This is a genomic window from Helicobacter pylori HUP-B14, from assembly GCF_000259235.1.
GTDB classification, from domain to species: domain Bacteria; phylum Campylobacterota; class Campylobacteria; order Campylobacterales; family Helicobacteraceae; genus Helicobacter; species Helicobacter pylori_CU.
In genome coordinates this window covers 1,000,769-1,014,817 of record NC_017733.1, presented here as the reverse complement: position 1 = coordinate 1,014,817, position 14,049 = coordinate 1,000,769, and the positions used below count along the sequence as shown (strand labels likewise).

Genomic DNA, 14,049 nt, shown 5'->3' with positions numbered 1-14,049 from the left:
AGGATTAAATAGTGCAAGAATCAGTCGTTCGTGTGGATTATGACTCTTTAGAGACTTGTAAGAATTTCAAACCAAGCGTTGGCACTGAACTAGTCGTTTTAGAAAAAGATATAGCCCATGCGCGTTTCAAGGGCAATGAAAGCATGGTGTATGAAGAAAATTTTGTGCATGCCGGGTTTGTGCTTATTGCGTGCAATTATGCGGCCTTGTGCGCGTTGAATAAAAGGCACAGCGTGGTGGTTTCTAATAACATCAATTTTTATGCCCCCCTAGAATTGAATCAAGAAGCGCTCATTAAAGCGCAAGTGATTCAAGATGGCGTGAAAAAAGCTGAAATAAAAATAGAGGCGTTTGTGTTAGACATTCAGGTTTTAGAGGGAATGATAGAAATCGTGGTGTTTGATAAAAAGCCTTTTAAATTCAATTTTAAAGAAGAGTAGTTAAATGGTTATTGTTTTAGTCGTGGATAGCTTTAAAGACACCAGTAATGGCACTTCTATGACAGCGTTTCGTTTTTTTGAAGCGCTGAAAAAAAGAGGGCATGTGATGAGAGTGGTTGCCCCCCATGTGGATAATTTAGGGAGTGAAGAAGAAGGGTATTACAACCTTAAAGAGCGCTATATCCCCCTAGTTACAGAAATCTCACACAAACAACACATCCTTTTTGCTAAACCGGATGAAAAAATCTTAAGAAAGGCTTTTAAGGGAGCGGATATGATCCATACTTACTTGCCTTTTTTGCTAGAAAAAACAGCCGTAAAAATCGCGCGAGAAATGCGAGTGCCTTACATTGGCTCTTTCCATTTACAGCCAGAGCATATTTCTTACAACATGAAATTGGGGCAATTTTCTTGGTTTAACATGATGCTTTTTTCATGGTTTAAATCTTCGCATTACCGCTATATCCACCATATCCATTGCCCATCAAAATTCATTGTAGAAGAATTAGAAAAATACAACTATGGAGGGAAAAAATACGCTATTTCTAACGGCTTTGATCCCATGTTTAGATTTGAACACCCGCAAAAAAGCCTTTTTGACACCACGCCCTTTAAAATCGCTATGGTAGGGCGCTATTCTAATGAAAAAAACCAAAGCGTTTTAATCAAAGCGGTTGCTTTAAGCCGATACAAACAAGACATTGTATTATTACTCAAAGGCAAAGGGCCTGATGAGAAAAAAATCAAACTTCTAGCCCAAAAACTAGGCGTAAAAACGGAGTTTGGGTTTGTCAATTCCAATGAATTGTTAGAGATTTTAAAAACTTGCACCCTTTATGTGCACACAGCCAATGTGGAGAGCGAAGCGATTGCGTGTTTAGAGGCTATTAGCGTGGGGATTGTGCCTGTTATCGCCAATAGCCCTTTAAGCGCGACCAGGCAATTCGCGCTAGATGAACGATCGTTATTTGAGCCTAATAACGCTAAAGATTTGAGCGCTAAAATAGATTGGTGGTTAGAAAACAAGCTTGAAAGAGAAAGAATGCAAAACGAATACGCTAAAAGCGCTCTAAACTACACTTTAGAAAATTCAGTCATTCAAATTGAAAAGGTTTATGAAGAAGCGATCAAAGATTTTAAAAACAACCCCAACCTCTTTAAAACCTTATCGTGATAAAAGGATAGAAAATGCAAGAAGTCCATGATTATGGGATTAAATTTTGGAGCAATAACGAATTTAAGATAGAAAAAGGCTTGGTTAAAGTTTGTCATGGCAAAAACCCCTCGCTTTTAGAAATCGTTCAAAGCGTGCGCGATAAGGGATATAGAGGGCCTTTGTTGGTGCGATTCCCCCATTTGGTGCAAAAACAAATCAAAAGCCTGTTTGATGCGTTTTCTTCAGCGATTAAAGAGTATCAATACAGCGGGGCTTTTAAGGCGGTTTTCCCTTTAAAGGTCAATCAAATGCCCTCGTTTGTTTTGCCTTTAGTGCAAGGGGCTAAGGGTTTGAATTACGGGTTAGAGGCCGGGAGCAAATCCGAACTCATCATTGCGATGAGCTACACGAACCCCACGGCCCCTATCACCGTGAATGGCTTTAAAGACAAGGAAATGATTGAGCTTGGCTTTATCGCTAAAAGCATGCAGCATGAGATCACTTTAACAATTGAGGGTTTGAATGAATTAAAAACCATTATCGCCGTGGCTAAACAAAACGATTTTGTAGCATGCCCTAAAATTGGCATTCGTATCCGTTTGCACAGTGCTGGCACTGGTGTTTGGGCAAAGAGTGGGGGGATCAATTCTAAATTTGGCCTTAGCAGCACTGAAGTTTTAGAAGCGATGCGCCTTTTAGAAGAAAACGACTTACTAGAGCATTTCCACATGATACATTTTCATATAGGCTCTCAAATCAGCGATATTTCGCCCTTAAAAAAGGCTTTAAGAGAAGCGGGAAACTTGTATGCAGAATTGCGTAAAATGGGCGCTAAAAATCTTAATAGCGTGAATATTGGAGGGGGGTTAGCCGTAGAATACACCCAGCACAAGCACCACCAAGACAAGAACTACACTTTAGAAGAATTCAGCGCTGATGTGGTGTTTTTATTGAGGGAAATTGTGAAAAATAAGCAAGAAATCGAGCCGGATATTTTCATTGAATCAGGCCGTTATATTTCCGCTAACCATGCCGTTTTAGTGGCCCCGGTATTAGAATTGTTTTCGCATGAATACAATGAAAAATCCCTAAAAATCAAAGAAAATAATAACCCCCCCTTGATTGATGAAATGCTAGACTTGCTCGCTAATATCAATGAAAAAAATGCCATTGAATACTTGCATGATAGTTTTGATCACACCGAGTCGCTATTCACGCTTTTTGATCTGGGCTATATTGATTTGATTGACAGGAGCAACACTGAAGTTTTAGCCCATTTGATCGTCAAAAAAGCGGTGCAGTTGCTTTATGTTAAGGATCACAACGATATTTTACGCATTCAAGAGCAGGTCCAAGAGCGCTATTTATTGAATTGCTCGTTTTTCCAAAGCTTGCCGGATTATTGGGGCTTGAGACAGAATTTCCCGGTCATGCCCTTGAATAAATTAGATGAAAAGCCCACCAGGAGCGCGAGCTTGTGGGATATTACTTGCGATAGCGATGGGGAAATCGCTTTTGATTCCACGAAGCCCTTGTTTTTGCACGATATAGATATAGATGAAGAAGAATACTTTTTAGCGTTCTTTTTGGTGGGAGCGTATCAAGAAGTTTTAGGCATGAAGCACAATTTATTCACGCACCCTACAGAATTTAGCGTGGTTTTTGATGAAAAAGGCGATTATGAAGTGGAAGATATTTGTGAAGCCCAAACGATTTTAGACGTGCTAGACGATTTGGACTATGACACTAAGGAGATCGAGCGCCTTTTAAAACAAAAAATTGAAGACAACAACCAACTAGACATGGAAGAAAAGAAAGAAATCATGGGGCGCTTGTATGTCATGCTGAGCGAAAACGGGTATCTGCGCACGATTTCTTAAACGACTTTAATCGTTATAAATCAATTATAACGCTTATGATACAAGAAAATTAAAGATTAAAAAAGAAAAGAGATTAAAAAAAGAGAGCCACCCCACAAGGGGGGAGGGGGGGGTGCGGTTAGCTTTCTAAACTTTCAGCCAACTCGTTTTCTTTAGCAAGAAACTCATCAAGCGACTCTTGATCCATAAGCCCCATATAAGGCGTGAAATCGTTTAACAGGTTTTTAGTTAAACCCGCACATGAGAGATTATACTTATTGATACCACCATCGCATAAGAGTTGAGCGATAAACAACGCCTCCTCTTTATTAGTAGGTAACATTTCAGCCCAAATACCTCCTAAATCTTGTGCCTCCGCCATCTCGCCCCTCGCATACAACTTAATAAGCTTACAGAAAAGGGTAAGATTACCTAAATTCATATTATCAAAAGTGTCGTAATAACAATTTTCCAAATTACGATTTTCAAGCATTTTAGCCCACTCAAGGTCGCTATGCTTATTTAAGCCCTCCGCACACGATAAAGCGGTAAGAATGATAGCAGACGCTTGATGTCCTTTTCCTTGATAAAACATAGGGGTTAATAACGCACCAATCCTACTTTTTCTATCAGTAAAGAAATAATCTTTAGCTACCACCGAGAAACTAGACTCGCTTTTTTCCTCAAAACCAAAAGAGAGTTTATACTTATCCTCTTTAGGCTCTTTAGGAGTAGAAGTCCTGTCCTTAACACTTGGTCCGCTAGTTACCACTTTAACGCCATCTAAAATATCCGATTTATCGTTTTCAGCGTGAAGTCTCATATGCTCGGTCAATGGAACTTTATTGAACCATTTTAAGAACTTATCGCTATTGAAAGCGTAAGTGGCTTCGTTGCCTTTTTGACTCCTTAAGGTTACACGATTAAACCCAAATATTAATGACTTTAGTCTCCACCACTTTGTCGTTGATCGTGGCTTTGACTAACGCCCCTACTTTTAACTGATTTTCATTTTGAAAACCCATAAAATACTCCTTGGTAAAATTTGTTTTAAATTCCGCTATAATCGGTCATTCAATGTTTTTTAATGTTTTTTATCTTTTTGGCATGGCTTGTTCCTCCTTGTGGTGGGGTGAAGCACTTTTCAAACGCCCCCTTATTTTTGAGTGATCGCTTCATTTGATCTCTTTCAAAAGAGCGTTTTTAAAAGCTTTAATGGCGCTTTCACCTACCAATTCAGCGATGTTATAACGCATGATTAAAAAGTCTAATAATTTTTCGCTCCTTTCTTGAATCTCTACAACCCCAAAAGAAGCGTTTTTAGCCACTTCTTTTTCACTATAAGAGCCTTTAAGGTATGCCTTTCTTTTTTCCTCAAAAGGCTTGTTGCTTAAAGAGCTGTTAGCGTTTTTAGCAATTAAGAGCAAGTTCCCTAAAGCATGCACGATATGGGGGTTTTTAGCCCAATCTTTTTCTTTAGTGCTATAGCCTTGATCGGGTTTTTGGGGCAAGATATGCTCAATGCTTTCTATACTGCTATCAAAATTCAGAGTCGTTTCAGGGTTATGGTATAGCTCGTATTCATAAAGCAAGTAATTCAGTGCATTTTTCCACTCATACCATTTTTTAGCATTATTAAAATTAATATTATTCTCAAGCAGTTTTAAGCCACTATGATCTCCCTTGAAAAAATCTTTTTCTAGCGTTGGAAGATCTTCAATGGTTATTTTATCTCCCCAAAATCTACACGCTTGAATCGCTTTGAAGGCTAATCTAATCCATTCTTTTTTAGCCGTATTCTTGCCAGTAACCCCACAGATTAAAAACCCAAAACGCTCTAAATATTCTAATAGGTCTTCCAACTCTTTGGTCGTGTAATGCTGTTCATCGCCACTCCTTCCAACAAGCTGTATGGTTAAAAGAGAGAGCAATAAGGGCAGAAAAGCGTTATCGCTCAAAGCGTTTAAGCGCCGCATTTTTTCTAACAAGATGAGCGTTTTAGGCGTGATTTCAATCCTAAGCTCTTCATCATCAAGCGTGTGCAAGAAATACCAAACCTTAGAAGAATAAGAAAGATAAAATAACAGCTCGTCTATTTTGTCATATTCATCGCTAAAGGGTGTGTTATGGGTATATCTTTTATGAGCGTTAAACTCCATTTCCAATAACCTCCTTTTAAAATCCCTTTTCTCGCCATAATAATACTCCACGAAATGCTTTAAAAAACTCTCTAAATGATCGTCTTTAAAGAATCTCAAATCGTGATAAATCCTGGTGTAGGTGTCATTGATCTCTTGTTGAAGATTTTCTAAATCTTCTTCATCGCAAATCTTGTGCACCACAAAATGCAAGCGGTTTTTTAACAATTCTAAAGTGGATAGATCCTTGCCACGATTGTTGATCGTTTCAAAAGAGCTGAACGGATCGATTCGGTTATCGTTCAATTCCACCACGCTAAAAAGCATTTTTTTAGTGAGAGCGTCAAACATTTTTTCAAGCGTTTCCATAGGCGTATCGCTGATTTTTTCTTTAAAAACCACACAAGTGTCAATCAAATTTTTAGCGTAAAAAGAAGTTTGAAACCTTTCTAAATCTTTTTCTTCTCCCATGATCGCCCCAAAAGCTTCACTCAAACCATAATACTTATAGGACAGAACGGGTTCGAGATTCATTGAATAATACTTTGGGTCTTTATGTTTAGTGGTTTTGGCTAAAAGGCTCAGTAAAATCAGGCTTGTAGCCAATCGTTGCTGGCCGTCTATGATTTCAAAAGCGCTATATTCAAGCTCATTTTCAAGCCCTCTTAAGGTTAGGCTGTGCATGTAATGGAATTTGTTTCCCAGCTTAGAGACATGCTCTAAATCGTTCCAAAAATCCTTCAATTGCCTTTCCTGCCATGCATACCCCCTTTGATAGCTGGGGATTTCAAACACGCCTTTTTCAATCACTCCGTCTAAATTTAACAATTCCATTAAAATCCTTTCATAAGTTTATGGGTTAAGAACCCATAACCCCTTAATTTTTTCGCTCAATCAATTTTGGTTGTCCAAGTCTTGTGCTGTGCGTGAAGTGCCAAGTGTTTTTATTGACTAATTCTTCGTATTCTTGGCTCCCTTTTTGAGCGCAAACGCCCTCAACCTTTAACGCTCCCTCTTCATCAGTCCCGATAGTGTCATGGTCAATCTTTAGGGCAAAAACGCTCCGTTGGACTATAGCTTCTTTAGTTGATTTCTCATACACAATAGCAACAGCATAATCCGCTTTACGCACCTTTTGAAAATCCTCTTCTTGAGCCACTTCATCCCTTCTTGGGCGAAAAAAAGTCAAAGTGCATTCCTCACAAGCTTGTTTGAAAGGCTTGCCTTCTAAATCCGTATTTGTTGGATCGTTGTAATAATCGCTTTTGAATAAGCACAACAACAAATTGTATTTTTCATGCACTTTTAAATCTTCTAACTGAGCCATCATTTCTCCTTTGAATTTAACTCTGTAAGCCCCACTGGTTTAAAAATGGGGCTTATGGAATCAAATTTTTTAAAAATGTGGTGCGGGTTAATGCAAGGGGGAATAAAAGAGGGAATAAAAGGGTTAATGAAAGGGGGAATAATAAAAAATAGGGGATTTTTAAATAGGTTTTTGTAAAAGCGATAAAAGTTATGGTAGCGTTGCTTGATTGCTTGATTGCTTGATTGCTTGATTGCTTGATTGCTTGATTGCTTGATTGCTTGATTGCTTGATAGAATGATAGAATGATAGAATGATAGAATGATAGAATGATAGAATGATAGAATGATAGAATGATAGAATGATAGAATGATAGAATGATTGATTGATAGAATGATTGATTGATTGCTTGAATGATTGAATGATTGAATGATTGAATGATTGAATGATTGAATGATTGAATGATTGAATGATTGAATGATTGAATGATTGAATGATTGAATGATTGAATGATTGAATGATTGAATGATTGAATGATTGAATGCCATTTCTACCCCTTTTTTGAAAAAAAGATGACTTGGAGTGTTGTATCTAGTGGTATTTAATCAATGGTTAATGATGCGTATTTATTTTTTAATGATGCATTTTATTTAATTTTATGATGTGTTTGATTTGATTTAATGATGATGTGTTTTTATCTTATTTTATAATAATGTGTTTTTATCTTAAAGCTTTATTTTGCTACCCCCTAATTCCAATCACTCCCCAATCATTTCCAATAACTTTTATCCATTCCTTCCAAACTCTAAAATTCCTTTCCAACTCTCAATTTTCTTTCAAACTCTAAATTTTCTTTCAAACTTTAAAATTCCTTTCAAACTCTAAATTTTCTTCCAAACTCTCAAAACTTTAAGCAAACTTTAAGCATTGCATGTCTATAATTACATTTCGTTTTTAAAGACAAGCTTTAAAAAGTTCTTTAATTTGAAACCACTCAAGCAAGTTGTAAAAGCTAAAAGCTTTAAATATAAAGCCCGTCAGCTAGTAAAACTTGAGCATTAAAAAAGATTAGGGATCAAGCATTTTTAGTCTTCTTAAAGGGTTTAATATTAAGAGTGATTATAGCGGGTTTTTAAAGAAAAACGAAGTTATTTGATTTAATATTGTTAATAGCCTATGTAAAAGTAAAGTAAAACTACAATAACTCTGTCTTATATTCATTAAGGCAGTGGTAGCGCTGAAGAATATTCGTGCAATTGTCGTTATTCATTATAAAAGGGCGGGTTTTAAAGGATATTTTAAAATTTAAAACAAGCTTTTAAGAGCAGATGGCGGATGCCTTGCCAAAGAGAGGCGATGAAGGACGTACTAGACTGCGATAAGCTATGCGGAGCTGTCAAGGAGCTTTGATGCGTAGATGTCCGAATGGGGTAACCCAACTAATAGAGATATTAGTTACTCTAATTTAGAGAGCGAACCTAGTGAAGTGAAACATCTCAGTAACTAGAGGAAAAGAAATCAACGAGATTCCCTAAGTAGTGGCGAGCGAACGGGGAAAAGGGCAAACCGAGTGCTTGCATTCGGGGTTGAGGACTGCAACGTCCAAGAGAACGCTTTAGCAGAGTTACCTGGAAAGGTAAGCCATAGAAAGTGATAGCCTTGTATGCGACAAGGCGTTCTTAGGTAGCAGTATCCAGAGTAGGCCAGGACACGAGGAATCCAGGTTGAAGCCGGGGAGACCACTCTCCAACCCTAAATACTACTCTTTGAGCGATAGCGAACAAGTACCGTGAGGGAAAGGTGAAAAGAACCGCAGTGAGCGGAGTGAAATAGAACCTGAAACCATCTGCTTACAATCATTCAGAGCCCTATGATTTATCAGGGTGATGGACTGCCTTTTGCATAATGATCCTGCGAGTTGTGGTATCTGGCAAGGTTAAGCGAATGCGAAGCCGTAGCGAAAGCGAGTCTTAATAGGGCGAACAAGTCAGATGCTGCAGACCCGAAGCTAAGTGATCTATCCATGGCCAAGTTGAAACGCGTGTAATAGCGCGTGGAGGACTGAACTCGTACCCATTGAAACGGGTTGGGATGAGCTGTGGATAGGGGTGAAAGGCCAAACAAACTTAGTGATAGCTGGTTCTCTTCGAAATATATTTAGGTATAGCCTCAAGTGATAATAAAAGGGGGTAGAGCCCTGATTGGGCTAGGGCTGCTCGCCGCGGTACCAAACCCTATCAAACTTCGAATACCTTTTATCGTATCTTGGGAGTCAGGCGGTGGGTGATAAAATCAATCGTCAAAAGGGGAACAACCCAGACTACCAAATAAGGTCCCTAAGTTCTATTCTGAGTGGAAAAAGATGTGTGGCTACTCAAACAACCAGGAGGTTGGCTTAGAAGCAGCCATCCTTTAAAGAAAGCGTAACAGCTCACTGGTCTAGTGGTCATGCGCTGAAAATATAACGGGGCTAAGATAGACACCGAATTTGTAGATTGTATTAAACACAGTGGTAGAAGAGCGTTCATACCAGCGTTGAAGGTATACCGGTAAGGAGTGCTGGAGCGGTATGAAGTGAGCATGCAGGAATGAGTAACGATAAGATATATGAGAATTGTATCCGCCGTAAATCTAAGGTTTCCTACGCGATGGTCGTCATCGTAGGGTTAGTCGGGTCCTAAGCCGAGTCCGAAAGGGGTAGGTGATGGCAAATTGGTTAATATTCCAATACCGACTATGGAGCGTGATGGGGGGACGCATAGGGTTAAGCGAGCTAGCTGATGGAAGCGCTAGTCTAAGGGCGTAGATTGGAGGGAAGGCAAATCCACCTCTGTATTTGAAACCCAAACAGGCTCTTTGAGTCCTTTTAGGACAAAGGGAGAATCGCTGATACCGTCGTGCCAAGAAAAGCCTCTAAGCATATCCATAGTCGTCCGTACCGCAAACCGACACAGGTAGATGAGATGAGTATTCTAAGGCGCGTGAAAGAACTCTGGTTAAGGAACTCTGCAAACTAGCACCGTAAGTTCGCGATAAGGTGTGCCGCAGCAATGCGGTCTCAGCAAAGAGTCCCTCCCGACTGTTTACCAAAAACACAGCACTTTGCCAACTCGTAAGAGGAAGTATAAGGTGTGACGCCTGCCCGGTGCTCGAAGGTTAAGAGGATGCGTCAGTCGCAAGATGAAGCGTTGAATTGAAGCCCGAGTAAACGGCGGCCGTAACTATAACGGTCCTAAGGTAGCGAAATTCCTTGTCGGTTAAATACCGACCTGCATGAATGGCGTAACGAGATGGGAGCTGTCTCAACCAGAGATTCAGTGAAATTGTAGTGGAGGTGAAAATTCCTCCTACCCGCGGCAAGACGGAAAGACCCCGTGGACCTTTACTACAACTTAGCACTGCTAATGGGAATATCATGCGCAGGATAGGTGGGAGGCTTTGAAGTAAGGGCTTTGGCTCTTATGGAGCCATCCTTGAGATACCACCCTTGATGTTTCTGTTAGCTAACTGGCCTGTGTTATCCACAGGCAGGACAATGCTTGGTGGGTAGTTTGACTGGGGCGGTCGCCTCCTAAAAAGTAACGGAGGCTTGCAAAGGTTGGCTCATTGCGGTTGGAAATCGCAAGTTGAGTGTAATGGCACAAGCCAGCCTGACTGTAAGACATACAAGTCAAGCAGAGACGAAAGTCGGTCATAGTGATCCGGTGGTTCTGTGTGGAAGGGCCATCGCTCAAAGGATAAAAGGTACCCCGGGGATAACAGGCTGATCTCCCCCAAGAGCTCACATCGACGGGGAGGTTTGGCACCTCGATGTCGGCTCATCGCATCCTGGGGCTGGAGCAGGTCCCAAGGGTATGGCTGTTCGCCATTTAAAGCGGTACGCGAGCTGGGTTCAGAACGTCGTGAGACAGTTCGGTCCCTATCTGCCGTGGGCGTAGGAAAGTTGAGGAGAGCTGTCCCTAGTACGAGAGGACCGGGATGGACGTGTCACTGGTGCACCAGTTGTTCTGCCAAGAGCATCGCTGGGTAGCTACACACGGATGTGATAACTGCTGAAAGCATCTAAGCAGGAAGCCAACTCCAAGATGAACTTTCCCTGAAGCTCGCACAAAGACTATGTGCTTGATAGGGTAGATGTGTGAGCGCAGTAATGCGTTTAGCTGACTACTACTAATAGAGCGTTTGGCTTGTTTTTTGCTTTTTGATAAGATAACGACAATAGAGTGCGAATAAGTTACCACTGCCTTACTGAGTGTAAGAGAGTTGGAGTTTTATAAAGACTTTTATAGGATTAAACTTTAATGAGGAATGAGAGACTATCCATTCTTTTTAAAGTTAAAGGTTATTAACAATCTTCTTTGTTGAAAAACAGCTCCCTATTAAAGAGAAAGGGGAGTTAAGGGTAAATGCGATTTATCTTTAGCTCCCTTTTCCTTGTGCCTTTAGAGAAGAGGAACTACCCAGTTAACCATTCCGAACCTGGAAGTCAAGCTCTTCATCGCTGATAATACTGCTCTTTTCAAGAGTGGGAATGTAGGTCGGTGCAGGGATAGGGAAATGTTTTTTAGTCTTGCTTTTTTATTTAATTTCATCATTGATTATATTTTAGTGCTTTATTTTTCTGTTGTTTTTTTCATTTTTTTTTATTTTTAGTTGTTTTGATTTGGGGTTTTATTGTTTTGTTCAAAGGTTTTTGTTTGCTTATTTTGTTTAAGTTTTTTTATTGTTTTTAATGGTTTGATAACACGCATTGGTATGTTTTGCTTTGTTTAAGAAGTTTTTTTTATATAGTATCGCTATTTTTTAGTTTTTTGGGTTTTTATCCCTATATAATTAGTGTAAGATAACAACTATAATAAATAAGTTTGAAAGGGTAGCTAATGTCTAGTGGTTTTAAAATGTTAAAAAGTCAGAGTTAAAGAATGGCACTGAACCTGAATTAATCATTATGGGACGGCTGAAAAATTCGCTAAATTGAGAGCGAGTAACCCTAACTTAAAAAGAACAATAGCTTTCACAGAAGAGAAGAAGCTGACTTGAGTGCTTCAGGTCTTTCTAGGTTGTATAAACACCTATATAAGTATGGGTGTCTTTCAGCTAACAGAGGGTTTAAGTTGAGCTTATGGCAAGATTACGGATTTGATACCGCCGCTGATATGGTTGTGGATTATTATAAGTGGGTCTGTTGGTACTATCCTTTCTAAATACCTAATGAGCGATGCAGAGAATGTCCAAAGAAACAAGGAATGAGAAGCGGATATTAAAAAGCTATACCCAAAAATCGGTTATATTAAAGTCAATGGCGTTTATCAAGGCAGTAAAGAACCTAGCTTTCTTATCTACGCATTAGGTGTGGATTTATTGACAACCATTAGAGAGCTTGGATACCAATACAAACAAGATAGCGTGGTGTATTCTACTAGCAACAGCTCTGAAGCGTGGTTGTATTTCACTACCCTTTAAAATCCGCATTCTTTGAGAAAAAGGAAGGGTGAAGGTTATAAGCCTTATAAAAGGGGTCAAAAAATTAAGATTGCTAACCACATCAATATTGACCAAAATTGAGAAAGCCCCAACTCCCCTAAATTCTTAAAGAATTACTCAGAGGCTTTTAAACACACCATAGCTTTTATGCGAAAATCTTATAGAGCGGTATCTGCTGATAGCGTAACGATAAAATCCATTAAAGCCAAGCTAGGGAAAAACCATTGACATAAAGTGAGCGGTAGTCATCAAGTAGGGGGTGTGCGTAAAGTAATCTCTAGGTTCAACACTCAAAAACCCTTTTTCATTAGATAGCGTGCTAAAAGCCAATCCCTTTGACACTGGCACCGGATTGAGCGTTTGAGTTGTGGTAATAAGGTTAGTCCTAAACATGCTAACATGTCAAAATTAGCTACATAAGGGTAAGTTATCTTGTCTCTTTTAGCGATTTTGTGATTTGCAAGGAAAGATTTATGGATGAAATTAAAACGCTGTTAGTGGATTTTTTCCCGCAGGCAAAGCATTTTGGGATAATCTTAATCAAGGCTATTGTTGTCTTTTGTATCGGTTTTTATTTTTCGTTTTTCTTACGGAACAAAACCATGAAACTTTTATCCAAAAAGGATGAGATTTTAGCGAATTTTGTCGCACAGGTTACTTTTATCTTAATCCTTATCATCACCACAATCATTGCGCTCAGCACGCTAGGCGTGCAAACCACTTCTATTATCACTGTTTTAGGAACGGTGGGGATTGCGGTGGCGTTGGCTTTAAAAGATTACCTTTCAAGCATTGCTGGAGGGATAATCCTTATTATTTTACACCCTTTCAAAAAAGGAGACATCATTGAAATCTCTGGCCTAGAGGGCAAAGTAGAAGCGCTTAATTTTTTTAACACTTCTTTACGCTTGCATGACGGACGCTTGGCGGTTTTGCCTAATAGAAGTGTCGCTAATTCTAATATTATCAATAGCAATAACACGGCGTGTCGGCGCATTGAATGGGTTTGTGGAGTAGGATATGGGAGTGATATTGAACTGGTGCATAAGACTATAAAAGATGTTATTGACGCAATGGAAAAAATTGATAAAAACATGCCCACTTTTATTGGGATCACGGATTTTGGACAAAGTTCATTGAATTTCACCATTAGGGTTTGGGCAAAGATTGAAGATGGGATCTTTAATGTGAGGAGCGAACTCATTGAACGCATCAAAAACGCCCTAGACGCTAACCACATTGAAATCCCTTTCAACAAGCTAGATATTGCCATTAAAAATCAAGACTCTTCTAAGTGATTGGTGTGAGATGCATTGATTGCAGTGATACTTAAAATTTAAAGGAGACCTTGTGTCAAGCGATTTTAAAAACCTTTTCATCGGTGCTAATAATTCTAAACGCACCAAATTAGCTTAATAGCGAAAAAAACCCTATCCATTCTAACTCGTTATCATCTCTCATTGATGCCCGCCTTTAAGGAATACAAGGAAGCTAAAAGCCAACTACCTCTCTTTAAAATCTCTGTCAACTCTAACCAACCCCTATCCGCTCAATTAAACGAGTATGATAAGAAAAAGTCAGTGTTAAAGTATAGTGCAAGTGGTAGAGTGGTTAGCTCTAGCAAATTGTTACTAAACTATGATTTTTAGAAAGAATTGAAGGCTCT

7 protein-coding genes, 2 rRNA genes and 1 pseudogene are annotated in these 14,049 nt (G+C 39.3%); 6 read left to right on the top strand and 4 right to left on the bottom strand.

Going from position 1 to position 14,049, the window contains the following annotated elements; all coding sequences use genetic code 11:
• Positions 1–11 precede the first annotated feature (11 nt).
• Genes HPB14_RS04810 through speA form a run of 3 tightly spaced genes read left to right on the top strand, consistent with a single transcriptional unit; the run spans position 12 to position 3,476 of the window.
• Complete coding sequence (locus HPB14_RS04810) at positions 12–440, top strand: hotdog domain-containing protein (RefSeq protein WP_001158316.1); 429 nt, start codon at positions 12–14, stop codon at positions 438–440.
• A gap of 4 nt (positions 441–444) precedes the next feature.
• A complete protein-coding gene (locus HPB14_RS04805; RefSeq protein ID WP_000237297.1) occupies positions 445–1,614 on the top strand; it encodes a glycosyltransferase family 4 protein in 1,170 nt (389 codons plus the stop codon).
• Positions 1,615–1,628: 14 nt separating this feature from the next.
• Entirely contained in the window at positions 1,629–3,476 is a 1,848-nt protein-coding gene (gene speA / locus HPB14_RS04800; protein ID WP_001158567.1) for an arginine decarboxylase, read from the top strand.
• Between the two features lie 118 nt (positions 3,477–3,594).
• On the opposite strand, the pseudogene HPB14_RS04795 reads toward speA, so the two are convergent.
• The 4 genes and pseudogenes from HPB14_RS04795 to HPB14_RS07755 all read right to left on the bottom strand — a co-directional run bounded on the left by HPB14_RS04795 (position 3,595) and on the right by HPB14_RS07755 (position 7,447).
• Positions 3,595–4,480 (bottom strand): annotated as a pseudogene (locus HPB14_RS04795) (hypothetical protein).
• A 150-nt stretch (positions 4,481–4,630) separates the two neighbouring features.
• On the bottom strand, positions 4,631–6,427 hold the full coding sequence (locus tag HPB14_RS04790) for a DUF262 domain-containing protein (RefSeq protein ID WP_000421838.1): 1,797 nt from the start codon (positions 6,425–6,427) through the stop codon (positions 4,631–4,633).
• Positions 6,428–6,470: 43 nt separating this feature from the next.
• Positions 6,471–6,920 (bottom strand): hypothetical protein, encoded by a 450-nt coding sequence (locus HPB14_RS04785; RefSeq protein WP_014658499.1) that lies wholly within the window; start codon positions 6,918–6,920, stop codon positions 6,471–6,473.
• Positions 6,920–7,447, bottom strand: a complete 528-nt coding sequence (locus HPB14_RS07755) for a hypothetical protein (RefSeq protein WP_014658498.1) — start codon at positions 7,445–7,447, stop codon at positions 6,920–6,922. The genes HPB14_RS04785 and HPB14_RS07755 overlap by 1 nt, the downstream gene beginning before the upstream one ends.
• Positions 7,448–8,207: 760 nt before the next feature.
• Between HPB14_RS07755 and HPB14_RS04780 the strand changes: the two genes are divergently transcribed.
• The 3 genes from HPB14_RS04780 (at position 8,208) to mscS (ending at position 13,681) form a co-directional block, all read left to right on the top strand.
• Positions 8,208–11,094, top strand: a 23S ribosomal RNA gene (locus tag HPB14_RS04780).
• 237 nt (positions 11,095–11,331) lie between these two features.
• Positions 11,332–11,449 (top strand): 5S ribosomal RNA (gene rrf, locus HPB14_RS04775).
• Between the two features lie 1,407 nt (positions 11,450–12,856).
• Positions 12,857–13,681, top strand: a complete 825-nt coding sequence (gene mscS, locus HPB14_RS04770; protein WP_000343427.1) for a small-conductance mechanosensitive channel MscS — start codon at positions 12,857–12,859, stop codon at positions 13,679–13,681.
• Positions 13,682–14,049 lie beyond the last annotated feature (368 nt).